Annotated in this window: 22 protein-coding genes; 3 read left to right on the top strand and 19 right to left on the bottom strand. The window is 48.5% G+C overall.

Annotation, left to right across the window (positions count from 1 at the left end; all coding sequences use genetic code 11):
• Nucleotides 1-14: 14 nt before the first annotated feature.
• Nucleotides 15-470: an Hsp20/alpha crystallin family protein gene (locus SPIRS_RS08520; protein WP_013254276.1), complete on the bottom strand. Its 456-nt coding sequence runs from the start codon at nt 468-470 to the stop codon at nt 15-17.
• Nucleotides 471-763: 293 nt separating this feature from the next.
• Here SPIRS_RS08520 and epsC point away from each other — a divergent pair, with 293 nt between their 5' ends.
• The 3 genes from epsC (at nt 764) to SPIRS_RS08505 (ending at nt 3,098) form a co-directional block, all read left to right on the top strand.
• A complete protein-coding gene (epsC, locus tag SPIRS_RS08515) occupies nt 764-1,666 on the top strand; it encodes a serine O-acetyltransferase EpsC (protein WP_041866019.1) in 903 nt (300 codons plus the stop codon).
• Nucleotides 1,667-1,670: 4 nt separating this feature from the next.
• Nucleotides 1,671-2,423, top strand: a complete 753-nt coding sequence (locus SPIRS_RS08510) for an HAD family hydrolase (RefSeq protein ID WP_013254274.1) — start codon at nt 1,671-1,673, stop codon at nt 2,421-2,423.
• A gap of 120 nt (nt 2,424-2,543) precedes the next feature.
• Nucleotides 2,544-3,098 carry a glycine cleavage system protein R gene (locus SPIRS_RS08505; RefSeq protein WP_013254273.1) on the top strand — a complete coding sequence of 185 codons (555 nt, stop codon included), beginning with the start codon at nt 2,544-2,546 and terminating at the stop codon, nt 3,096-3,098.
• A 20-nt stretch (nt 3,099-3,118) separates the two neighbouring features.
• Here the strand turns inward: SPIRS_RS08505 and SPIRS_RS08500 are convergent, their stop codons facing one another.
• The 18 genes from SPIRS_RS08500 to SPIRS_RS08415 form a co-directional block, all read right to left on the bottom strand.
• The gene (locus SPIRS_RS08500; RefSeq protein ID WP_013254272.1) at nt 3,119-4,675 is read right to left on the bottom strand and encodes a Na+/H+ antiporter NhaC family protein; all 1,557 of its coding nucleotides are present in this window, start codon (nt 4,673-4,675) and stop codon (nt 3,119-3,121) included.
• A gap of 106 nt (nt 4,676-4,781) precedes the next feature.
• Complete coding sequence (locus SPIRS_RS08495) at nt 4,782-5,237, bottom strand: YhcH/YjgK/YiaL family protein (protein WP_013254271.1); 456 nt, start codon at nt 5,235-5,237, stop codon at nt 4,782-4,784.
• Nucleotides 5,238-5,288: 51 nt separating this feature from the next.
• Nucleotides 5,289-6,302, bottom strand: coding sequence for a glycosyltransferase family 4 protein (locus SPIRS_RS08490; RefSeq protein WP_013254270.1), 1,014 nt, complete (start codon nt 6,300-6,302; stop codon nt 5,289-5,291).
• A gap of 3 nt (nt 6,303-6,305) precedes the next feature.
• Nucleotides 6,306-7,757 (bottom strand): glycoside hydrolase family 130 protein, encoded by a 1,452-nt coding sequence (locus SPIRS_RS08485; protein ID WP_013254269.1) that lies wholly within the window; start codon nt 7,755-7,757, stop codon nt 6,306-6,308.
• A 6-nt stretch (nt 7,758-7,763) separates the two neighbouring features.
• Nucleotides 7,764-10,043 carry a glycosyltransferase family 4 protein gene (locus tag SPIRS_RS08480; protein ID WP_013254268.1) on the bottom strand — a complete coding sequence of 760 codons (2,280 nt, stop codon included), beginning with the start codon at nt 10,041-10,043 and terminating at the stop codon, nt 7,764-7,766.
• A gap of 211 nt (nt 10,044-10,254) precedes the next feature.
• Nucleotides 10,255-11,538, bottom strand: a complete 1,284-nt coding sequence (locus SPIRS_RS08475) for a TRAP transporter large permease (RefSeq protein WP_013254267.1) — start codon at nt 11,536-11,538, stop codon at nt 10,255-10,257.
• Entirely contained in the window at nt 11,539-12,048 is a 510-nt protein-coding gene (locus tag SPIRS_RS08470; RefSeq protein ID WP_013254266.1) for a TRAP transporter small permease, read from the bottom strand.
• A gap of 57 nt (nt 12,049-12,105) precedes the next feature.
• Entirely contained in the window at nt 12,106-13,152 is a 1,047-nt protein-coding gene (locus SPIRS_RS08465) for a C4-dicarboxylate TRAP transporter substrate-binding protein (RefSeq protein ID WP_013254265.1), read from the bottom strand.
• An 18-nt stretch (nt 13,153-13,170) separates the two neighbouring features.
• Nucleotides 13,171-14,346, bottom strand: a complete 1,176-nt coding sequence (locus SPIRS_RS08460) for an amidohydrolase family protein (protein WP_013254264.1) — start codon at nt 14,344-14,346, stop codon at nt 13,171-13,173.
• 15 nt (nt 14,347-14,361) lie between these two features.
• Entirely contained in the window at nt 14,362-15,345 is a 984-nt protein-coding gene (locus tag SPIRS_RS08455) for a hydroxyacid dehydrogenase (protein WP_013254263.1), read from the bottom strand.
• Nucleotides 15,342-16,262 carry a dihydrodipicolinate synthase family protein gene (locus SPIRS_RS08450; RefSeq protein ID WP_013254262.1) on the bottom strand — a complete coding sequence of 307 codons (921 nt, stop codon included), beginning with the start codon at nt 16,260-16,262 and terminating at the stop codon, nt 15,342-15,344. The genes SPIRS_RS08455 and SPIRS_RS08450 overlap by 4 nt, the downstream gene beginning before the upstream one ends.
• A 23-nt stretch (nt 16,263-16,285) precedes the next feature.
• On the bottom strand, nt 16,286-17,335 hold the full coding sequence (gene pdxA, locus SPIRS_RS08445) for a 4-hydroxythreonine-4-phosphate dehydrogenase PdxA (protein WP_013254261.1): 1,050 nt from the start codon (nt 17,333-17,335) through the stop codon (nt 16,286-16,288).
• Nucleotides 17,335-18,486, bottom strand: coding sequence for an iron-containing alcohol dehydrogenase (locus tag SPIRS_RS08440; RefSeq protein ID WP_013254260.1), 1,152 nt, complete (start codon nt 18,484-18,486; stop codon nt 17,335-17,337). The genes pdxA and SPIRS_RS08440 overlap by 1 nt, the downstream gene beginning before the upstream one ends.
• A gap of 21 nt (nt 18,487-18,507) precedes the next feature.
• Nucleotides 18,508-19,752, bottom strand: coding sequence for a four-carbon acid sugar kinase family protein (locus SPIRS_RS08435; RefSeq protein WP_013254259.1), 1,245 nt, complete (start codon nt 19,750-19,752; stop codon nt 18,508-18,510).
• Between the two features lie 160 nt (nt 19,753-19,912).
• Nucleotides 19,913-21,841, bottom strand: a complete 1,929-nt coding sequence (locus tag SPIRS_RS08430; protein ID WP_013254258.1) for a sigma-54-dependent Fis family transcriptional regulator — start codon at nt 21,839-21,841, stop codon at nt 19,913-19,915.
• Nucleotides 21,842-21,999: 158 nt separating this feature from the next.
• On the bottom strand, nt 22,000-22,959 hold the full coding sequence (locus SPIRS_RS08425; RefSeq protein WP_013254257.1) for a sugar ABC transporter substrate-binding protein: 960 nt from the start codon (nt 22,957-22,959) through the stop codon (nt 22,000-22,002).
• Between the two features lie 238 nt (nt 22,960-23,197).
• Nucleotides 23,198-24,229: an ABC transporter permease gene (locus SPIRS_RS08420; RefSeq protein ID WP_013254256.1), complete on the bottom strand. Its 1,032-nt coding sequence runs from the start codon at nt 24,227-24,229 to the stop codon at nt 23,198-23,200.
• Entirely contained in the window at nt 24,229-25,236 is a 1,008-nt protein-coding gene (locus tag SPIRS_RS08415) for a Gfo/Idh/MocA family protein (protein ID WP_245537736.1), read from the bottom strand. The genes SPIRS_RS08420 and SPIRS_RS08415 overlap by 1 nt, the downstream gene beginning before the upstream one ends.
• Nucleotides 25,237-25,244: the final 8 nt, after the last annotated feature.

The raw sequence follows: 25,244 nt of genomic DNA, 5'->3' as shown, positions 1-25,244 counted from the left end.
ACACCTCCTCCTCTCTACTGCACCTTGACGCTGATCTGTTTCGGCTTTACCTCTTCCCGCTTTGCCAACGTAATGGTTAATACCCCATCGGCCATGGCGGCGCTAACCTTATCGGGATCGACACCGTCGGGAAGGGAGAGGGTCCTCTGGAAGCTGCCGTTCCAGCTCTCGCTGCGGTAGAGCTTCGCACCTTCACGCTTTTTTTCCTCTTTCTTCTCGCCCTTGACCGTCAGAACGTTTCCGGCAATGGAAACATCGACATCTTTTCGGTTGACTCCCGGTAAATCCAGCATGACCTTGAATGCATCATTGGTTTCGGTGATATCCACCGCGGGATTGAAGTGTCGATCAAAAAGCCCGCCGGCGTCTGGATAGGTGAAATCAAACAGCTTATTAATCTCATTCTGAAGCCGATCGAACTCCCTCCCGGGATCCAGTGCGTTTGCTTTGTTCCATCTTACAAGGTTCATATCTTTGCCTCCTATCTTTGAAGGATATGTTTGCTATTAGTAATTAAGCATATTCCGTGCCAATTATCGATAATTTGTGTAATTCTTTATATTACAAGACATTACATATCTATATATGCCATTACCCCAAGGACTTCACAGGCATACATGAGGTCGAGTTGACACAAAAGCGGTAAAAAAGAACGATAAAATAGAGTAATAATGACACATTACGGTATAAAATGACCCTATAAACTGAGCAATTTTGACTTGACAAGCAGTGCCTCCCTGTGGAGATTAGAAGAGTGAACAGAATGGAAGAGCAGATCGAGGCTTTACTCGAAAGCTATAAGGAAGATAGCGGTACCAATTTCATCGACGATACCGACCTGCCGGTGAACGAGACCATCAAGGAATTGATAGGAGCCCTTTTGGAACTCCTTTTTCCCGGTTACATGGGCAGGAGAGTGGTTACGAAGCAGAATGTCCGCTATGTTATCGGAGATCTCCTGTGCAGCACCTATAAGCAGCTGCATGACCAGGTGCTTCGGGCCTTCCGCCATGAATGCAGGATAGGTGCATGTACTCGTTGCATCTGCGAGAGTAAGGCACAAGAGGCTTGCGGCCGTCTCTTCGACGATCTGGTTTCGATCAGAAAAGCCCTCAGAAGCGATGTTCTTGCGGCCTATGAGGGGGATCCGGCGGCAAAAAGCTACGAAGAGATTGTCATTGCTTATCCGGGTATTACGGCAATCTCCATCCATCGTATAGCCCATCATCTCTACACAAACGAAGTTCCCCTCATTCCCCGTATCATGGCGGAAATCGCCCATGCGAGAACGGGAATCGATATACATCCGGGAGCAGAAATCGGTGATTCTTTCTTTATCGACCACGGCACAGGCGTCGTCATCGGAGAAACCACGATTATAGGAAATCATGTGCGGCTCTATCAGGGGGTAACCCTCGGGTCGGCAAACTTTCCCGTCGACGATGAGGGGCATATCATAAGGGGAAAAAAGCGTCACCCGACCATCGAAGATGATGTCACCATCTATGCCGAAGCGACCATTCTCGGCGATGTCACGATAGGATCGGGGTCGGTCATCGGCGGGAACGTCTGGGTCATGGAGGATGTCCCGCCAAATACGAGAGTCTCATCCGGAAAGCCCGAGATCAATTTTAAACCGGCCGCCCCTCACCCAAGGATATACTAAAACTATGCTTTCTTCACTGATTTTTCTTGATTTCGACGGCGTAATCTGCGACTCACTTCCCGAATGCTATCTCACATCGCGTCTGGCCTGGGAGAAGCTTAACGGCAGGGCCTGTGATCCTGCCGAGGCCTACAATACCGTGCCGGATGCGAACCACGCGAAGGCCTTTCGACTCCTGCGTCCCTTCATCAGGGATGGAGGTGATTATCTGCTTCTCCAGCATGCCCTTTCACAGGGGAAGACGCTTAGCAGCCAGGAGGATTTCGATCAATTTGCCGAGACTCAAAAGGCGTTTCACAAAGCGTCCCTGACGCTCTTCCAGGAATGCAGAGCCGAACTGCTCGACTATGACAGGTCCAGATGGTTTGATCTCAATCCGCTCTTCGATGGAATTCCTTCCCTGCTTCGCCTGGCCGCCCGTGGCGCAGGTTTTATTCTTTCTACAAAACCCGAACATTTCATACGGGAAATCCTCCATCACCACGGGATCACATGGCGGGCAGATCGAATTATCTGTTCCGGCAAGCGCCCAAAGGTCGATATCATCACCGAATTACTTGAAAAAGGCGAATCAACAGGGGCTTACTTCGTAGACGATCAAATCGATCATCTACTCTATCCTCACGACGAGCGCATCACATGCCTTTTGGCCTCCTGGGGCTATATTCTTCCACAGTGGCTCGAAGAAAAATCCGTACCCGCCGTTTCTCTCAGCCAGCTGGAAATGCTTATTACGAAAGCTGATAAATCTGTTTGACACCGCTTTTCCGGTGACGTAATGTATTATATTCCTTGTTGTCGTGGAAAGGCTAAGGAAAAAGTACCTTGACCGAACAATAGGCATACTTGATTTTGTTATAATGGAGGAACAATAGGGATGGAACCCAAGGAAAAGCACTACCTTGTCATTACGACCATAGGGGCGGATCGAGTGGGATTTGCCGACGAGCTAACAAAGGAAATCCTTTCGCATAATGGAAATATCGAAGAGAGTAAGATGGCGGTGCTCGGAGGCGAATTTGCATCGCTGGTCTTGGTATCCGCCGAAGATATCAAGGCTATCACCGGACTGGTTGATGCACTCCCCTCCTTCGGAAAAGAACGGGAAATAAGTATCTTTTTAAAAAAGACAACACCTCCACACAGCAGAGAAGAACGGATTGCTTTCCGTTTAGAGACGGTTTCTCTCGACACTCCGGGTATCGTCCATGCCGTCACATCGATCCTTAAAAAATATGATATTAGCATAGAGGATCTGGAGACCGATACTGCCAGCGCCCCCATGACCGGTGCAAGGATATTTCACATGAGGGCTATCGTGACCCTCCCGAAGCGGGTTTCACCGAGGAAAATCAAGGAAGAGTTCGAAGAGCTGGAATCGATCCAAAGCCTCGAAATCACCCTGCATCCCCTTTCCGTTTCGACCGAATAGAAAGGGGAGCCGGCTTCCTCTCAAAGTTCTATCTTTTTTCCCAGAAACCTGACGATAAGGATGAGTATGGCGGCTCCGAAGGGCAAGAGGAACCACACAGGAACGCCGAAACCCACAGGGAGAAAACCGAAGAGTCCGGAAATCAAGGCGGCTGTTGCCGCATAAGGGATTTGTGTCCGTACGTGGCTGATATGATCGGCACCGCTTGCCATGGATGAAAGGATGGTCGTATCGCTGATTGGACTGCAGTGGTCACCAAAAACGGCACCGGTAAGTACGGCACCGATGCTTGCGATTATGGTAGGCGTTAAGGTTCCGTCGGCACCGGAAACACCGGCTGCCACGGGAATAACAAGGGGCATGAGGATGGAATTGGTTCCCCAGCTGGTTCCCGTTGCAAAGGCGACCACCATGGCAACGATGAAGGTAAGCAGCGGAACAACCTTGCCGGAAAGGATTCCTCCGGTTACCGCAACGAGCCACTCGGCCAGCTGCATTTCACCGATAACACTCTTCAGAGCAAAGGCAAAAGCAAGAATAACGACGGCAATCAGCATCGAACGCAAGCCCCCCATCCATGAATCTACCGCAGAGCTGAGGGAAAACTTTCTTTTTACGATACCGATGACCATGGCGGTAATGGATCCGATAAACGCCGCCCAGGTAAGCACCACCGATGCATCGGCATTACCGAAAGAATCGATGATCCCCTTCCCCGCTTCGTGTCCGTTATAGTATAAGCCGAATACCGTGACAAGAATAAAGGCAATGATGGGAATGGCGGCATCCCATACCGAGCCGACGCAGCCCTCATCGGGAAGAATATCCTTATCCTCAACAATCATCGGGGTAGTCCCTTCTTCGTAAACAGCTCCGGTTTTTCGGGCCCGAAGTTCCGCCCGATACATGGGACCGAAATCCTTCTGAGAAATGATCAGCGTAAGGGCCAGAACTATCGAGAAGATGCTATAAAAACGAAAGGGAACGGATTGAAAAAAGACCATCAAGCTGTTTGCTTCCACATTGATGCTCTTTAGCCCCGCAGCAATCAAACCCAGCTCCATGGCAATCCAGGTTGAGACAGGGGCCATAGAGCTTACCGGAGCAGCAGTCGAATCGACAATATACGAAAGCTTTTCCCTGCTGATGCGATAACGATCGGTGATAGGGCGCATGGTATTTCCGACAATCATTGAGTTTGCGTAATCATCAAAAAACATGATAATCCCCATCAAGGCCGTCGATAGCTGCGTAGTCCTTCCCGACCGTGCCTTGAGAACCACCGCATCGGCAATCGCCTTGGTTCCGCCTAATTTATTAATGACGCCGACCATGCCACCGATTACCAGACAAAAGACGATAATACCGATGTTCCAACTGTCGGCGAGTGAATTATGTACCAGATAGGTGCTGAAGGTGTCCAGCAAACCAAGGAGAGGATTCCACCCTGCAATGATCGTAGCCCCGGCCCAGATTCCAAGCACGAGCGAAACAATCACCTGACGGGTTACTACCGCAAGAATAATTGCCAAAGCAGGTGGAATAAGGGCAAGGGCACCATACGTAAAGCCGTCCATGTAGACTCCTGTTGTTTAAAAAATGATAATGAAGTTACCTTTATAACATATTGTATCTATAGACACAACAAAAGTCTTCGACGGGTTCTGATGTCTAATCGGGAGACTAATCGGAAGTGGCCACCTTCACGATGATCTTTCGCATATGGCCGGTTGCACCAAGGGGTGCATGCATATCGGAAGGGAAAAAAAGAAAAAAGGCACCGGCCGGGGCGGGAAACCAATGAGGAACGGGGAGCTTCGAATAGAATTCTATATCTTTATCCGGATCGTAGCCGTCTCCTATCGTTCCCGGCGAAAGGGGATTCCAGCCCATGAGATCCTCTCCGGAAACCGTATATTGGATGTCGATATACCTTCGATGCGTCTCCAACACGGCGGCATCACTCCCCTTTCCCTCACCGTCGAGGGTAAAGGCGTATAATCTATCTCCGTCGATATCAATCCGTCCCGAAGGCAGCTCGTCAAAGCTGCTTACTTTCGACAAAAAAGAAAACGCCTCTTCAAAGCGTTTGTGACATCCATAATAAACGTGTGCATTACGCAGCGTATCAATGATCATAGGATTCCATACTCCCTTGAAAAAATTGGTTAGGCAATAATAGCGTGCCAGTCACATGGATGCAATCGTCTCATATACATGTACATACTCATTCACCATTCGTTCCTTGGTAAACCGCCTTTCGACAAGACGACGGCATTGATAGCGATCAATACGATCCAATTTTCCGACACATTCCACCGCCTGTTCAACCGAAGAGACAAGATAGCCGGTTCTTCCGCTTTCAATTAACTCGGGCATGCTGCCTCTTGCGAAGGCTATGACCGGGGTTCCACATGCCATGGCCTCGACAACGGAAAGGCCGAAGGGCTCATTGAAATCTATGGGATGAAGCAAAGCCGTCGCCGATCCTAAAAGCGCATCGCGTTTTTCCGGGCCGACACTACCGAGGTAACAAACCTCTCCCGATGAGATCGAAGGCTCAACATAGCGATGGAAGTATTCTTTGTCCTGAATAATACCAGCCATAAGCAATTTCTTCCCACTGAGCCTTGCGATCTCAATGGCCTCCCTCGCCCCCTTATCGGGGTGAAACCGCCCAAAGAAAAGAAGGCGATCCCGCTCAGGCTCTTTTCGAAAGGTAAAATGTTCCAAATCTATACCGTGGTAGATCGTCGCCACATAAGAAAGATCCGGATTTCTGTCGGCATTGCTGATGGAGACATAATAGTTACGGTCGTTGTACTTTCTGTAGACCGGCAGGATCGAAGGAGAGGAAAAACCATGAATCGTCGTAACGACAGGAGTGGAGACCAAGGCGCTGTAGGATAAAGGCAGAAAATCAAATTGATTATGGATGATATCGAAGTCATCGGCATGCTCGAAGCATTCGGAAATATGAAGGCACTCCCACACCTTCGCGTTCATGTCGGGATCCTCTTCATAACCGCGGTCGCAAACGGCACGCAACGTTGCGGAGGTCACGGAGTCACGGGTAGCAAACAGCGTGACATCTACGCCGAGGCGGACCAGCTCTTCGGTTAAAAGTGAAGTAACCCGCTCCCATGGGCCATAGTGCCGCGGTGGAGTCCTCCAGGCAATGGGTGCAAGCATTGCAATCTTCATGATCTACACCATGGCATCAAGAATTTCTTTGATATCGGCAAAGGCAAAGCCGGTCGCATAATCCGACATGGCATAGGGAATGAGCAGCTTCTCCTTATAGCGCAGGGCGCCACAGGTGTAGACGACGTTGGGGACATAGCCCTCGCGTTCATTCTCGTTCGGTTCGATCAGAGGTTCTCTCAGCCGGCCGATAACGTTCGTAGGCTTTTTCTTATCCAGAAGAAAAGCGCCGATACAGTATTTCCGCATCGGCCCCACTCCGTGGCTGAGCACAAGCCACCCCTCATCCAATTCTATCGGAGAGCCGCAGTTTCCGACCTGTACAAATTCCCAGGGGAAGGTGGGGTGTATAATAAGTTGAGGATCATACCAAAAATTGATATTGTCGGAGTACATTACATACAAATTTTCGTTGTCCTGACGGGAGATCATGGCATACTGCCCGTTTATTTTTCGCGGGAACAGTGCCATCCCTTTGTTCTTTGCAGCGGGTCCGTTCAAAGTGATAAATTTAAACGAGATAAAATCTTCGGTCTCTATCAGTTGGGGTAAGATCATCCTGCCGTCGAAAGCGGTGTAGGTACCATAGTAGCGACAGCCTCCGTCATCGTCGTAAAAGAGAACAAATCGGGCGTCTTCAATCCCGTTGCTCTGACTTGGGGTCAATGGGAAGATAGCCTTTTCCGAAGTTCGCTGTTCCGGTCTGAAGCTGACGGCATAATTGGAGTAAGCAAGGGTCAACATGCCGTCTGAGGTCACATCTGCCTCCTGGGATGCGGGAGCCCTCCGTTTGGCACGCTCCACCGCATCGGAGAGTTCTGCCAGGGAGAATTGATCTTCCAGCTTGGATAAAACCCCCGCGCTGAAGTTGTTCTCACAATTTAGTTCGGCAAGCTTTCGCGTAAACAATGTCTTATCATAGATCTGCCAGGGGATGCGTTTCGGCTGCGTCACGTAAGGAGCGGGGCGCCTCAGCCGTAAGGTAAAATCATCGGTTATCATCCCCTCACGGAATACAATAGAAGAGATATGCCCCTCGCCGATGGCACGAAGGCTTATGATGAATCTGATTGCCCCTTTCGGAAGTTCGGACTGATCGGGATGAAGAACGATAGACGGATTGAATAAGGCGGCCGATTCAAGAGAATATTCCTGGGTAAAATAGGCCCCGATCAAAAGCCTTTGTTCCTCGCTCAAAGGGGCATCGGTGATGGTCCACTGTTTTACCATGGTAAAATGTTCAATCAGCTCTTCAAGAATATTGTGATGACGACCGGCAAAATCAGCCAAAACCTTTTCAAGTCGGACATGAACCTCTTCTTTGTCGAGAGACATCACCCTGCTTATGATCCTATAGCGTTGATTTTCATCCCCGGGAATAAAGGGACGAATAAGTACTCGGTCATGGGAAGGCCTGAGCACAAACTCTAATCGTTGCACTTCCACCCTGTTCACGAAACCCTACTCCTCAATAAAATTTGTATAGTGAAGCTTTTTCTGGTTCGCCAGAAATCCCTGCATAGACAAAAGAGAAAGGAGCCAGGCAAGTGTCGATTCGGCTCCCTCGTTCATATTCGGCCCATCCGGGGTAAGTCCGTCCCGACATCCGCCGGTCGTATAATCATACAAAGGCTCCTTAAGATCGTTCTGACCGAGGAACCAGTTAAATGCCATATCGGCAGCGGCTCTATATCGCTCTTGCCCGCTCATGTTGTAGGCAAGGAGCGTCGCCTCCAGCATTATCTGTGCCTCTATAGGCTGCTGATCAAACCGAGCTTTTTCTCCTTCAGGGCGATACCAACCGTTGCTTCCTACCGGAGAAAAGTGATCATCCTCTTTCTGAATATCGATGAGCCAATCGAGGCATCGATACCCGGTCTCAAGCATATCCTTTCTATTCATCCACTGGCCGGAAAGGAGAAGCGCCTGAGGGATTTTTCCACTTGCATAGGTAAGGATATCCCCCTTAAGCCAGGGCCATCCGGAATCGTCATCATGGTCAAAGTGATCAAAGAGCATGACGGCAAGCTTATCCCGTATTCTCCTTACCTCACTGTCACCGGAGAATCTGGCCAAGTAGGCATGGATACCGACAAGTGCAAAGGCTATGGCCCGGGGATGTTCAAGCGCCTCAAGCATGTTTATTCCCTTATGAAACAGGGTCGTGCTTAATGCAAGGCAGCCCGCTTCCCGAGAGAGGGCGGAACAGACACCGAGGCCCCAGATGGTCCGTCCCTGACTATCTTCAGAGCCTTTCTCCTCCAACCATCGTCTATCGTAATCCATGAAATTACGGAACCAACCATTCTCCTCATTATAGGCATAGTTTATGAAGGAAAGGTACTCCTTCTGCAGCCGAACCAGTTCGGGATCTTCCGGCACAAGATCCTGGGCCATCACCGTGACGATAAGGGCCCTGGCATTGTCGTCAATACAATAGCCGAACTGCCGTGAAGGAACGGTAAACTCCGCATGCTGAATCAATCCGGTATCATCTGTCATTGTCTTAAGATGATCAAAATTAATCTCAGGTAAGCTTGATTCGTCCTGTTCCAAATTCTTCGTTTTCAAATAGAAACGCGATTTGCAGGCCCGCTCGGCCTTTACTTCGTTACAGACATTGATATAGTCGACCGCAACCTGGCTCCAGACAGCCTCTCGTGAAAAGGTGTACGCCTTTTTTCTCATTGCATTGCGCTTGATATCGTCGTCGAGCAGAGAGATCACCTCACTCGCCAGCCCCTTCGAGTCCTTAAAATCAACAAGAATTCCCCGGCCTTCGGCAAGCATCTCTTTTGCATACCAGTAGGGTGTTGAGACCGTTGCCTTGCCGACCCCCATGGCATAAGCCAAAGTGCCCGAAACGATTTGGGCTTTGGAAAGATAGGGGGTGACATAGATGTCACTGGCAGCCAGGAATTCACACAGCTCCTTCACTTCCACAAAACGATTGAAAAAAATGACATGATCATCAACCCCGCGAAGTCGAGCAAGACGCTGAAGATTGTGGCGATACTCTTCGCCCGAAGCCTTTCTGACATGCGGGTGAGTAGCACCTACTACAATGTAGACGGCATCGGGATGTTTCTCGACTACAGCAGGAAGGGCCTTGATCATCGTCTCAATCCCCTTGTTCGGAGAAAGCAAGCCGAAGGTCAGGATAACCTGCTTTCCTTCCACACCGAACTGATCCTTGTAAAAATTCGGATCGATGAAGGGCATATCAGGTATTCCATGGTGAATAAAGACGATCTTCTCCCTGGGAATATGGTAAATATCAGTAAGAAATTCAATGCCTTTTTTTGACATCACTATCAACCGAGAAGACAAGGCCGCAATCTCGGTAAGGACGTCTTTCTGCTTTTTCGAAGGTTTTTCGAGTACAGTATGGAGCGTCGTAACAATAGGCATTCGAAGATCTCGTAGCAACGAAATAATATAGCTTCCGGCCTCTCCTCCATAGATTCCGTACTCATGCTGCAGGCAGACCACGTCAATTTGATTGATATTAAGAAAATCGGCCGCAAGCTTATACTCTCCCGCTATGTTCTGATTTATCTCAAAATGGACCTTTTCGGGATAACGGTACCCCTCCGGGATATCGTTCATCGCAATGCTCCAGCAATCAAGTTCCCCGTCGGCTCCAGAGAGCGCGTTTACAAGATCGGTGCTAAAAGTAGCAATTCCACACTTCCGCGGTAGATAATTACCAATAACTGCAATTGATTTCGTTCTTTCCATTTTTTACTATACCTCCCTCAGAGAAATCCTTTTGTCGAATTCTCATCTCTCTTCTCGAGGTAGAAAATATTTTGCCTCAATATTCACAATATAAGCAAAAGTTGTTACAAAAAAAAGAGAAGAATCACTTTTAAAATTGCATACAGTTTACGCAGAATAAAACCACTACCCCAATTATCAAGAAAAATGATAATTGGGGTGATGTTATTTCTTAATATATTAAGTTCACAAGAAATGTCGAGAAAAAGGGTACATATGTCAGCAATAGCAGGATACCAAGAAACAGAAAAAAGAAAGGTACCGCTTCCTTGGCAAACTTATTAACCTTACACCCGGTAATCTGGCAGGTAACAAACATAACGGTCCCCAAAGGGGGAGTAATGCAACCAACGGCAAGATTAAAAATCACTACCATACCAAACTGAATTGGATCAATGCCGAAGGAGGCAGCGGCAGGAGCCAGAAGCGGTGCCAGAACAATAGTAGCTGCTCCCCCCTCGATGAGCATCCCCACAAATAGCAAAAACAGATTGACGACAAGCAAAAATACGTACTTGTTGCTGATAATTCTGACAATTGTTTCTGTTATGGTTTGGGGAATCCGCTCCCTTGTCAGCATCCATGCAAAAGCCGATGCCATGCCGACAATCAACATGATCGATGCTGTGGTCCGAATTGTTTCCATAATGGAAAGAACCAGCTTGTCCCAGGAAAGTTCTTTATATACCAGGCCCAATATCAGGGCATAGATAATGGAAATTGCACCAGCCTCGGTAGGGGTAAAAATACCTACGCGAATGCCACCGATAATGATGACAGGAAGACAGAGAGGGAAAAAAGCCCGTTTAATTACGTGCCAGATTTCTTTGGGAGATGCATGACGTTCCCTCATTCTGGCATAGTGTCTTTTCCGTGCGATGACACTAACCAGAGCCATCATAGAAAGGCACATGATCAGTCCGGGACCGATACCTGCAACAAAAAGTTTACCAATCGACACGTTGGCAACAGAACCATACAGGATCATTGCAATTCCGGGAGGAATCATGGGAGTGATCAGCGAGGAAGACGCTGTTACGACGGTAGAAAATTCATTTGAGTATCCGCGTTTTCTCATTTCAGGAACGAGCATTTTTGCTTCCATGGCGGCATCTGCCAGATTGGAGCCGGACAATCCCCCCATCAGGGTGGAAAGCAAAACATTCACCTGGGCAAGTCCCCCGTACATTCTGCCGGTCAGAACCTCCGCAAATTCCATGATTCGTTTGGTAACACCGGAATAATTCATGATAATACCGGAAAAAACAAAAAAGGGAACCGCTAAAAGCGGAATGCTTTCGACACCGGAAATTACACGCTGGGCAATGGTAAGGGTTGCGATTCCCGGAGTAAACAGAAAGTAGAGCACCGTTGGTACGGCTATTGCAACGAATACTGGTACTTTCAGGAGAAGAAGTACGAGCATTAACAGACAGATTATGACAACCAGATTCATTTACTCCTCCTCGCTTTTTTGTTGGGGAATGCCTCGCACGGTCTTGTAAAGACCCACCACATACCAGACGGCCATCAAAGAACAACCGATGGGAAACGCCAAGTAGATGAGCCAATAGGGAATTTCCAGAATATAGGAATGACGATCTGTCCTTGCTAAAAAGGCAAGCTGCTGAAAACCATTATATGCAAGGAATCCTAAAATAGCGACAGACAAAGCCTGAATACAGATATCGGCAATCCGTCTCATGCGGGGAGGAAATTTGTCAACAAGAAAGTCAATTGCAACAATACTTCCGGATCGAACAGCCGCAGAGCCACCCCAAAAAACCAGCCAGATGGCACAAAAAATCTGGACCTCTTGCAGGTAAAGAATCGGCGAATTAAAAATATAGCGCATAATAACGCCCAGGAACGTCAGGATTATCAAGATAACCAGGCTAAGGCCTGCAATGAGATAATCCAGATTTTTCATAACAGTTTTCATACTCATGCCAACAGAATCCCCCAAGATATCTCCCTCCTTCCATGGTTGAGAGGAGGGAGAAAAAATTGTATACCGAAAAAGTTATTTACTCTTTCTTCCTTCTTCAAGGATAGTACTTACGCGCTCATAAAGTCCCGGAGACCATTTCTTCGTCAGTTCAGGCATGGAGTAGAATCCCTTTGCAGCCTCGGCAAAGGCATCTTGATCGATCTCGGTAACTTCAACACCTGCCGCTTTAAATTTCTCAAGCAGTTCCTGGTTCACCTCATCGGAGAATAAGGCGTTCTGATATTCACCTGCTTCGTTTCCAGTCTCGATCAGAATCTTCTGCTGCTCCGGTGTCAGAGAGTCAAAAACCTGTTTGCTCATGACAAACGTGGTAAAATTCTTCACGTGAGAGGTCAGGGCCAGATACTTCGCAACTTCATAAAACCGGCCATTGTACAAAACGGTAAGCGGATTCTCGACTCCTTCGACAACTTTTTGTTGCAAGGCAGTGTATACCTCACTTAAATCGGTTGGTGTAGGAACAGCGCCAAGTGCTTCAAATCCTTTCAATTGCAGGACATTATTGGGCACACGTATTTTCATGCCGACCAAATCTTCAGGGTTCTTAACAGGTTTGGTTGTCAGCAAGTTACGTTCACCATAGATCCAGTTCGAAGTTATGACCTTGAGTCCCTTATCTTCCAGTTTTTTCAACTGCTCTGCATACCAATCGCTGTTGATGATGGTCCAGGCATCGTCCCATGACTTCAGAAGAAAAGGTGCCATGACGATTCCCAAATCAGGTACGCCGCGGTCGGCATAGTAGGCTGCGTCACAAACAGAAATAACGGGATCGCCGACAAGCATCTGATCAATCAGGGCTGCCTTATATCCGAGCTGGGAAGAGGGAAAAACCTGGAGTTCCATGGTTCCATTGCTACGTTCTTTTACCAACTCCGCCCATTTGTTCATTCCCTCAACCTGAGGTTCCCCGGGATTGGCTTCCGCACCGACTTGCAAAACAACCTTCGTCGCAGCTACTTCACCACTCTTGTTTGCGGCATCCTTGTCCGCTCCCTTACCCGAACAGCCCAATAAGGCCACAGAGAGCGCTAGTCCAAGAAACAGAGATCTTTTCATTCGTTCTCCTCCTAAAAATTAGAAATCAATCTGACGAAACACCGTCTTTCCATTCTTAATCGTCAGCATTGGTTTGAAATACCGACGCAGAATGCGTTTTCCTCCCCACCTGTCAAACACGCTGACAGGCGAGGTTTCATCCATCTTCATGATGGATACATCAGCCTGGGCCCCAGGTTCGAGAGAACCAATACGAGGATACAAGCCGAGACTTTTTGCAGGAGCCGTCGTAACAGCCCGAAGGATCACGGCGTCATTGAAACCAGAAGCCAAGAAAGTATTCATGGCATGTACAAGAGAAAAACCCGGTTTTTGGTATGCACTGGCAATTACGATGTCGGACGAAATAATATCGGGAAGAAAACCGCAGGCAAGGGCCTGCTCATGATGTTTAAAAGACCAGTGTATCCTTCCATTGCAGGCATCGAAAAGCACACCCCGTTTCCTTGCCTTTACCAGAGACTCCCTGACTTGCCCCGTCGTGTCAAATATTGTTTCACCTTTGTTCTGAAAAACATGGACAAAGAGGTCTCCTTTGCGCAACAGGGACGCAATAGAATCGATAGACACAGACGAAGGCAGATTGGCCACATGCACGATAACAGGGCAATGGATTCCTTTTTTTTGAAGATCTTCGGAAATCCTTAGACATTGTTCCAGCGATGCAAGGGAGTATTTCTCGCCAAGCGTAGATTGATCCAGCCTGATCTTCATTCCCCGGATCGTAGAGGGATGAGCCCTAAAGCGTGCTTCTATCCCGGAGGCATCAAAATCCCGCGGATCAAGATTTTCTTCCTGATGAAAAGAGCAATGCACTCCAAAGGACGAGACATTTATATAGGAAAGGACCTGGGTCACATATCTGCTGATGTTGGCACGATAGAACAAATCGAAATTATCACATCCCGTTGAACCGGCATCGACAGCGGTGGTCACGCCGCTGGGTGGACAGAGAATATCGGCACTGACGCCAAGGTTGCTTCCCTGGTAATCAAAATGAGCGTGTTCATCAATCAAACCGGGAAGCACATAACATTCTTGTGCGTCAATTATTTGATCGGCTTCCCATGCTTCCTCGGGACCGGGAGAAGAAACGACCTTGCCGTCCTTTAGAAAAACGAATCCATTTGAGAAACTCAGCCTATCGCTGTCCAGCAATAAACCGTTTGTGATGGCTATATCGAAGTGTTCCATGTTATTCCTGTCCTCCTATTGCCGATCCTTCCACGCCTGACGACCGTACACCTCGGGATTGCAGACATGAGGCCACTTTTCCCCCTTGAGTACGGCCAGCGTTCCCTCAACGGCCATGGTTACGATCGTTGTGGTAGCCTCCCGAGTCTGTCCAGCCATGTGCGGCGTCACGATAAAATTGTCCAGCCGCATCAGGGGCGAAGAGGCCTCCATCGGTTCCAAGCTGAGCACATCCACGGCCGCCCCGGCAATCGATCCCGAGGCAAGGGCATCATACAAATCCTGTTCGTTGACAATATCCCCGCGTGCACAGTTGATGAAATAAGCGGTTTCCTTTGCCTGGCTGAAAACGGACTTGTTGATCATGCCTTTTGTCTCCGGCAGGGAAGGCATGTGCAGGGTTACAAAATCACCGGCGGAGACGGCCTCTTCCAGGGATCCGGCATGGCCATACCCCATCGATTCAACCTTCTGCTTATCGAGAAAGGGATCATAAGCAACAACCTTCATGCCCAGAGCCGCCGCCATGGAGGCGACCTCCCGGCCAATATGTCCAAACCCCAAAACGGCAAGGGTTTTGTCCTTCAGCTCGACCGCTGCATATTTATTGCGGATTCCGAAATTTCCCTTCCTGGTTTCCCTGTCGCTTTCGATCAAATTCTTTGAAGCGGCAAACATGAGCGCAATAGTATGCTCTGCCACCGACCGGCTGTTGGCAGCCGGGCAGATGACTACAGGAATTCCATGTTCTGTGGCCGCCTGTACATCGACATTATCCACGCCGACGCCCGGCCTTGTGATGACCTTCAGGTCGGGACAAGCCTCAATGGCTTTACGATCAATCTTTCCTATTCTGAGAATGAAGCCGTCGGCCTTCTGCAAATCTTCAAGAATATCGTCGCTGTTCCCGTTATTAGGAATAACAACGTCGATTCCGTTTTGCTCGAGAAGACGCATACCGGGGTCATACAGGGCGTGGGACAGGACAACCGTACTCATTGAATAAGCCCTGCCTTGCGGATCAGGCCATTGACCTCGTCTACCTTGCTGGTTATTGCACGCTCATCCGCTTCGGTCGTACCGTCCTGGGGAGCAATGACACGCTTGTGGGTAAAGCCAAGAAGACTCAATGCAAATTTATTGGAGGCAGTGGCATTTTTGCATAATCCAAGAATCTTCTGGGTTTCAGCAACGATGGCATTCAGCTCAAGGGTTTTCCCAATATTCCCGGCCACGGCATAATCGTACATCTTGGTAAAGAGTTCGGGAAAAAGAGGAGCAATGGAAGGAACATAGCCATCCGCACCTTCAAGCATGCTGCCGGCAGAAACAGCGGTAGATCCCTGTAATACGGAGAACTTCGGATTGTCGGCATAAACCCGCAGCACCTTTTGAAACTCTCCGAAGTCACCGCTGGAATCTTTTACGCCAACGACCTTATCAATCTTTGCAAGTTTGAGAACGGTGTCGGCAGTAAGCTTCAGGCCGGTAAACATCGGAATATTGTAGATCATTAGATCGCAACTGGTTTGCCTGGAAGCCTCTTCGAACAGGCGCACCGTCTCATCCTGGGATGTATGGCGGGCATAGAAAATGGGTGTGATGACCGCACACTTACCACCAAAATCTTCCATCTTTTTGATGTTCTCGATGACACGGCGGGTACTCGTATCCATAACACCGCTCATAACGGGGACCTTTGAACCGACCTCGTCGACGGCTATGCGAATGGCGTTGTCACGCTGCTCCTGCGTCAAAGCCATGGTTTCCCCATTGGAACCCGCAACAAAAATTCCGTGCAGCCCGCGGTCAACACAGTGATTCAGCAATTCCCGAAAGCCCTTTTCATCAACATTTTCTTTTTCATCGACCGGAGTAATAATGGGAGGAATCACTCCATGATAATATTTTGCCATGTGCACTACCCTCTTTCTCATGCTTATTTATCTTTATTTCGAACCAACTGCATTCCATACCGGATAGCATTGGTTAAACTGACTTCGTTCTGAATGCCTTTGCCCGCCGTATCAAAGGCCGTACCGTGATCAACAGAGGCCCTTATGATGGGCAGTCCCAAGGTGATGTTCACTCCGCTGACAGAACCCCATCTCTGGGCTTCCCTGTCATACACAAATCCGACCACCTTCAGGGGAATATGTCCCTGATCATGGTACATGGCCACGACGATATCGTACCAGCCTCCCCGGGCCTTTGAAAAAATGGTATCGGGAGGTACCGGTCCTTCTACATTGAACCCCTCCGACGCAGCCTGTTTGATGGCGGGAATAATTTCCTCAATTTCTTCGGTGCCGAAAAGCCCGTTTTCTCCGGAATGGGGATTAAGGCCTGCAACACCAATCCTGGGTTCCGCAATTCCCAATTGTCTGCAGGCGTTGTGGGCTATCTTGATTACATCGTAGATACGTTCTTTTTTCACCAGATCACAGGCCCGGCGTAATGCAACATGGGTAGAAACATGAACCACCCGAAGATCTTCATGCGCCAGCATCATGGTGTACTTTTTCGTGTTGGTAAAATCGGCATAGATTTCGGTATGACCGCTGTAGTGGTGTCCGGCCAGGTTAAGGGCCTCCTTGTTCAGGGCATTCGTTATCGTACCATCAATTTTTCCCGCCAATGCCAGTTCTATGACCGTCCTGACACACTGGAAAGCCGCCTCACCGCACATGGCACTGACCTTTCCGTACTGAAACTGTGACATGTCTACAAGGTCGAGATGATATACATCGATGGTCCCGTATTCGAACCTTGCATCTTCAACCAAGGATACCCTGCGAACCTTGATCTTTTTTTCCTTTAGTATTCTTATTGAATCTTCAAACATTTTACTGTCGCCCACAACCAGGGGACGGCACATGTCATATATCTCTTTATTTCTTAGCGCTTTTACGGTGATTTCCGGACCGCAACCGGCGGGATCTCCCATGGTGATACCAAGAATTGGCCTCTCATACAGTTCACTCTTCATTATAATACCTGTTGGTAGATGGATCGGATATCATCAAGGCTCAGCTCTTTCTGATTATTGACAAGAAGCCGCTGCTGCTGGCTTCCCGCCGTTACCAGGGAATCTATATCCTCCGTAGTAATACCGAATTTCTCCAGGCTGACGGGGATCTCGGTGTTCTTGACGACCTGGGCTATACGATCCACAACATAAAGAGACTTCTCGTCACAAGAGGCCGAAGCCATATGGGGATTGACGGCATCACAAATTTCACTTAACTGCTGGACACAGGCGTCGCGATTAAAAGCCATGACGGGAGCGAATAACATTGCATTGGAAACACCGTGTGGAATATGGTATTTCCCTCCCAGTGGATAGGACAGGGCATGAACCGCCGTCGTCCCGCTCCCCGTAATGGCAATCCCTCCATAGAAGGCTCCAAGCATCATATGCATCTTTGCTTCAAAAGCATCCGGATCAACATATGCACGTTCAATACTGGAAAAGATTAATTTTACACATGCCAGGGCATAGATATTCGAAAGCATCGTGGCCTTCTTGGAGGTATAACACTCTATTCCATGGGCAAGGGCATCCACTCCCGTGGCCGCAATGCTGCCTTTGGGCAGTCGGGCAATCATGTTGACGTCAAGAATGACTTCATCGGGAATCATGACAGTATTTACAATACCCTTTTTGGAACGCTCCTCGGGAATGGCCACAATCGCATTGCAGGTGGCTTCCGACCCGGTTCCGCAGGTGGTGGGAACCATGATACTGCGTATCATCTTTCTAGCCTGCGAGGCGTCACGCAGTAGATCCTGCAAAGTATAGGAAGCGCCTATAAGAACAGAGGCCAACTTGGCAGTATCCATGACTGATCCACCACCAATGGCGAGCAGAAGATCTGCGTTGACATCAGAGGCAGCCTGTATGACCCTATCGACATCCTGTACGGAGGGCTCAGCGGCAATTCCATCAAAAATCTGATATTCGACCTTGTGAGCATTGCATATTGAAAGAGCTCGTTCGCACAAGCCGGCATTTCTGACTCCCTTGTCGGTGAACAAGACGATACGTTTAACCGAATCTCTTTCTATAATTTCGGAAAGGGTATCAATGCTCCCCTTCCCAGCATGGATACTTGAAGGAATCTGAATTGCACAAGTCATAAAACTCACTTCTCCTTTACGCTATTGCGCCTGTTCCTGTTCACTGTGATTCAGGATACTGGCAATGCTGTCGGCGATGGCATGTTCCGAGCCAAAGCCGCCAGATTTTGTTACCACAAGCAGGCCCTCGGCCCGACCACCTATAAGCTTCCCCAGGGGAACACCGGCAGCAACCTCAAACAAAGGCTCTATACCGTATGCGTCCAGGGACTGGGCTACCTGCAAGGCGGTATCCCCGCCGGTGAGGATAATGCCCTTGACCGTATATCTGACATATAGATCTCTCACTATTCTGCCAAGATTGGCAGAAATAGTACGCGCAAGCGAGTATTGTTCACTGCTTTCCCTCTGGCTGACGGTAAAATCACGAAACAGCCCAGCAACGGCAATAAAAATAACCGAAGAACCTGTCCCGATGTGCCGCTGGGCCTCCGCAAGAGTCTTTTCAAACGATGCTTCACAACAACCATCATACTGGATGATCGGTTCCCGATAGTGTCGGGCCGCAGAAGAGATCTGCATCCTGGTGGTACTGTGACGGGTTCCAGCAACAACCAAAACAATATCATTCGGTGTATGGGGGATTACGACATCCGTTTGCGGTTGATTGCTGGCTATATCCTTTCCGACAAACCGGGCAAGTCCCGCACTGCCACAAAGGATTTTCTGAGCAGCAATGCGTTTTGTCGCTTGATAAATACGGCTCAAATCCTCGTCGGTGCTGCTATCAAAGACAAATACTTCTCCTCCCTGCCGGATGCGATGCAGAAGATAGTCCGTCAGATGGTCGAGATCCATGGCGACACGTGTATGGGGTACTCCTTCTACCTTGTGATTCATCTGTTCGGAAAAAAGGCCCACGGCAGCAAAAGAGTCATCTCCCGCATGAAGTATTCCATCCTGAACAATCCTGTTGTTTTCAGGATATGCAGGAGCAACAAAGGCAAGCTTACAGCCAATGGCATCCATAGCTGCAGCAAGCTCGGCGCCAGGGTTTCCCCGAAGTACAGAATCAACTTTCTTGTAGATCGTATCCGATTGTCGCAGTTCATGATAACTTTTTGTTATTCGATACACCGTTTCATATGCATCATGAACGGACATGGAACGGCTGTCGGTGTTGGCGGCGATCACTTCGTATTCTGCAAATCTATCGGTAGTAATATCCAATTGAGGTCGGATACCAACAATGGTGGAAATACCGCTATTGTGATATTGGATAGCTGTATCGTTCGCTCCAGTAAGGTCGTCTGCAATGATGATCATGATAGTAAATCAAAGCAAAATAAGTGCCAACTTTTGCCAGAGGCATTAAGAGATAGTTAATTACTTATAAATAAAGCAATAATATAGCTCTGAATCGAAAGAGCATCCGTATATAGCTGATATGAAGGTGCATAAAAACGTTTAGAATATAAACATTCGTTTAGATATTAAACATATCGACGGATTCCTTCAGCTTCTTCCAGAGGGTCGTACGGGATATACCAAGAATTTTACAGGTCTGCTCTTGGGACTTGCCTGTCTGCTCGAATATCTGCTGCACGTACCACTGCTCAAGCTTCCTCAGGCTCATGCCGGAAGCAGCGATGGTTTCGATGGCTTCAGGCTTTTCCAAAACGACGGGAGGTTCAGCATCTTCATCAAAATCGAAAAGAACATCACTGCGGCCAATCAGGCGCCCCTCGCAGAGGATGACCGAACGCTCCACAATACCGCGTAGTTCACGAACATTACCCGCATAATGATAGTGCACCAAGAAATCAAGGGCCTCTGAAGTAAATCCTTTGATATCCTTTGCGTACTGGAGATTGTACCGTTCCAGAAATTTTTGTGCCAACACGGGAATATCAGCCGGTCGTTCATTTAGGGGAGGGACACGAAAACGGAGCGTATTAATGCGAAACAACAAATCTCTGCGAAATAATCCTTCTTCCACAAGCTGCCGCAAATCTTTATTTGTCGCGCAGACCAGCCGAACATCAAGAGGGATTACCTTATCACCACCAAGACGGACCACTTCGCGCTCCTGAATGACCCGCAAAAGTCGCCCCTGCATGTCTACCGGTAATTCACTGATTTCATCGAGAAAAAGCGTCCCACGATGGGCCATCTCAAAGACCCCTGCCTTGCCTCCTTTCCGGCTGCCGGTAAACGACCCCTCCTCGTAGCCAAACAACTCGCTTTCTAGAAGCGAGTGAGACAGGGCTGCACAGTTGACAGCAACAAATGGCGAGTTTTTACGATGGCTGTAATTGTGGATGCTCTGGGAAAAAAGTTCCTTGCCGACTCCCGTACTTCCTTCGATAAGAACAGGACAGTCGTAGAGGCTGAATTTTTTCGCAATGGCAATACAATGTTCGATTTTTTTGCTTTTATAAAAAATGGAATTGAAGGAATGTTTTGCGGTAAACCCCTTCTCAACCAACTTCATGCGGACTTTTTGCTCACGGTTTTGTAGCTTTGCAATCTCTTGAAAAACCGTTACAGAACCCCGTTGTTCATGGTTAACAAGAATCGGGATGGTACTGATGGTAACAGATTTGTTGTTCAGGGTGCGAATTTCGTCGATGAGCTGGCGTCCCAGTCCTATCTCTTCCATCACCTTGCCGTAGGGATAAAGAGACTCTATGGATCGCCCCACCACATCGGCCTTGTTTACCTCAAGAATTTTCTGTGCAGGAACATTCATCAGGATAACCTGATTTTCTTCATTTGTGGCAATAAAGCCGTCGTGGACATAATCGGTCAGGGTAAGATACCGATTGACCAGTTCTATTTCACGTTTGGAGGCATTGAGAATCCGCAGAGCCTCATCCATGGCAGCTATTATTGCATATTCGCTGCTGGCCCAAATGTAGCAGCGCAGTCCACGGGATTCACAAATACGGCCGACAATTGCACCTCCTGCAAAAACGGTAATCCCCTCCCGCACACATTCACTAATCAAGGTCCCCACATCCGACTCATGGGTGATTTCAATAGTTTTGACGTTCTTCCCCAGATCACTGACCAGATCGAAACCGGAAATAATATTTTTATATCCTATGCAGGCAATGGGTTCGTCAAGTTTCATGAGCTGGGGATAACTTGCCATAAGGTCATACACGCTGATTCGCAGTTCTACCACCGGTACGTTAACCGCATTCTGGATGAGGGAGAATGTACCTCCCCTGCTGATAATAACCTTTGCTCCTTGATCAATTTTCTCTGTGGCAATGCTCATTCCTTCATCTAGATCGCCTTTGACAACTTCAACTTGATGATATCCTTTTGATACAACCAAATTGGATGCAGTAGCGTAAAGATCGTCGTACGGAGCAATCAAAATAATCTCTTTTGCGTTTGTCACCATAGAAACACTATATTCAAATAAAGAAGTTTTAGAAACTATTGAACAAAAGATAATAACTGAAGTTCTGAAACACGTTGCAGTCTAAAACACAAAAGGGGGCCTTTTCCGGCCCCCCTTGTTATACATGTCTATTATATCGACGACGTATCGTCGATTTTTTAGGACTGGCTATCAAGAGCAGCCTGTGCATTTTCTTTGGTGATGATGTCGACACCACTATCGATGCGCTTTTCAATCGTTTCGCCCTTTGCTGCCTTGATGGCATTTTCTACTCCGAGGTACCCCATCATTTCAGGCTTCTGAGCGACAGTCCCGAAAAGGCCATCTTCCAGGATTGATTTCAGAGCGTCTTTGTTGCCGTCTACACCCATGACCAATGCTTTTGTTCCTGCCTGCTGAAGAGCACGAAGAGCACCAAGGGCCATCTCATCGTTTGAGCAAAAGACGATATCAACATTCTTGTTGACCTGCAAGATATTCTGCATAACGGTATAAGCTTTTTCTCGGTCGCTGTATCCGGGCTGACGAGCAACTACTTCGATTCCGGCAGCCTCGAAAGCATCACCGGCACCATCGGCTCGCTCGGTTGTCGTGGGGTTACCGGGAGCGCCTTCGATAAGGACTGCAGCACCACTCGTTTTTCCCAAAGCTTTTATAAGAGCCTCACCACCAGACTTTCCTGCGGTGTAGTTTTCGGTACCGATAAAGGTATCATACTCGGCAAGATCACCCATGGGGGTATCAACCAGGATAACAGGGATTCCCATATCCTTGGCAGAACGAAGAACATTGACAGCCGTCGGAGGCTGAGAGGGAGAGAAAACCAGAGCCGCAGGTTTTGCAGTCAGGGCATCTTGGACCATGTTGATCTGCTGCTCAACAGCATCTTCGGTCGGCGGGCCAAGCTTAATCAGTTCGACATCGTACTTTGCAGCAGCTTCATCAGCTCCCTTAACAACACGTTTCCAATATTCACTGCTCAAGGTTTTCAGAACCACAGCAATTTCCATCTTGCCGCCGTCTTTACTATCAGCCGATTCCTGACCGCCCTGGGCGAAGATATTCAACGAAGTCAGCGCGAATGCCAGAGTCAAGAGACTCACACATACCTTTTTCATTTCATCCCTCCTGTACTATTTGGAAAACTATGATAAGCCGAGCTCTGCGGCTTTTTGCGGATACGAATGCTACCGCGACATCCTTCGATTCCTTGAACGCCCGGGCTACCTCTTGCATACATCACACGAGATTGCTTTTCCATGCCCTGCGTTTCAGGAAGGGAGCAATTACATCTCCCCTCTTTCGCTATTTCTGTTCCCCTTCTACCTCCTTCATCTGATTATCATGATTTGATCATCATGCACGCTTTGCAGCTGCCTGCCGCAAAACGTCGAGGTAAACAGCCAAGATAATGACAACACCGATGGCAACCGTCTGGTATGCCGAATCGACATTGAGCAAATTCAAACCATTGCGCAGAACAGCAATGATCATGACACCGATAATCGTATTCAAGATTTTTCCGACACCACCGGCGAAACTGGCACCACCGATAATAACGGCCGCAATAGCGTCGGTCTCGTAATCGGTACCGGCAAGGGGATAGGCGGCATTCACACGCCCTACAAGAAGGATACCGGCAAGTGCCGACATAAAACCGCTGAGGGTATAGACAATGCACAGTACCTTGTCAACATTGATACCACTTAAGCGGCTCGCTTCGACATTTCCACCGACCGCATAGATATGACGCCCTACAGCCGTATATGTCATAAAAATGTACATAACTGCATACACAATAACAACCAAAAGGACACTTGCGGGAATCGGCCCGATGGAGCTACTTCCCAAATACTGGATGGAAAGAGCAAATCCACTGATCGGCGCGGCCGCCGTAACGGCCAGGGCAAGGCCTCGGGCGATCATCTTGGTACCCATGGTTGAAATAAAGGGATGGGGAAGCTTCAACTTTGTAAGAAGAAGGCCATTTACCAAACCGAATAAACTTCCAACGGCAAGGCAAAGTAACATAGCCACAATTGGGTTAATCCCCAGATTGACGGCAAATATTCCCATCATCATGATGGAAAGGGCAAGGATCGATCCTATCGAAAGATCAATACCGGCTGTCAGAATAGCCAGGAATTCACCGACGGAAATAACGGCACTGACCGTTGCCTGCGACAAGACATTTTTCAAGTTGGCAAGCGTCAGAAATCTTGGAGAAAGAATCGAAATGATCGCACAAAGGACGATCAGACTCAGAATAATGCCTAAACTTCCCCTTCGCTTCTTCTTTTTCGGCTGATTTCCGTTTGCTCCACCTTCGGATTGCGTCACTGTCTGCTGCTCCTTGGACGCACCTTCGTTTGTTGTGTTCGTACTCATTATCTCCTCCCTAACGCTACAGTACGGCCGGACACCAAAGAAGTTTGTGCCGCCTCGGCAATCTCCATCGCCGCTACTCCATCATCCACACCAACGGCCGGAGGATTATGTGTAAGAACATCCTCCACAAAACGCTCCATCTCGGAGCGGTATGCCTGCTCAAAGCGCTCAAGAAAACCGGGCACGGTTTTCATGGAAACACCCTTTGCATCCATCATTACCACTGGTTCATCTTGCATTTTACCGATAAAGGCCGCGCCATCGGTACAGATCACTTCCGTTCGCACATCGTAACCGTATCGCGAATTGCGACTACCCTCGACAGACGCCAGGGGCCCGTTCGAAAAGCTAAGATCGATATTCACGTGATCGATATCACCTATGGACCGTAACGCTCCATAACGAACGACCGCCCCCCGTGCATATACCTCGGTGACCTCACCTCCGAGAAACCAGCGGCATAAATCGATATCATGAATGCAAAGATCCATGACCAAGCCTCCACTGGTTTTTGCAAACTCGATAGGGGGACAGGATGGATCACGACTGATCCCCAACAGAGAAACAGGGGTTCCAATGGCACCCGATTCAATGCGTTCTTTCGCAGCTGCATAGCCGGTGTCGAATCTACGCATAAAACCAAGTTGAACAAAGCTTCCATGCTCTTTTACCAGACGCTGAAGTTCCCGAGCCTCCTGCAGATCAAGCGAAAGTGGCTTTTCACAAAAAATAGCCTTTCCGGAAGCTACTGCATCACGAAGCATCACGGCATGCATACTTGTAGAGGAAGCGATAATTACCGCATCAATATCCGCACGTTGCAGTACGTCATGATAGTCCATATAAACCTTCACATCCGGATAGACGGAAGAAAAGCGTTTGCAGGCATCAACCGATACATCCGAAACGGCAACAAGCTCCGCACCGGATATGGTACCGGCAAGATTTGCCGCATGTCGCCAACCTAATCGCCCCAAACCTATGGCCGCACATCTCAATCTGTCCACAATGACCC

The sequence above is a fragment of the Sediminispirochaeta smaragdinae DSM 11293 genome (genome assembly GCF_000143985.1).
In the GTDB taxonomy this organism is placed as follows: domain Bacteria; phylum Spirochaetota; class Spirochaetia; order DSM-16054; family Sediminispirochaetaceae; genus Sediminispirochaeta; species Sediminispirochaeta smaragdinae.
The sequence above is the reverse complement of the archived record's forward strand: the minus strand, read 5'-3'. Positions and strand labels throughout refer to the sequence as shown.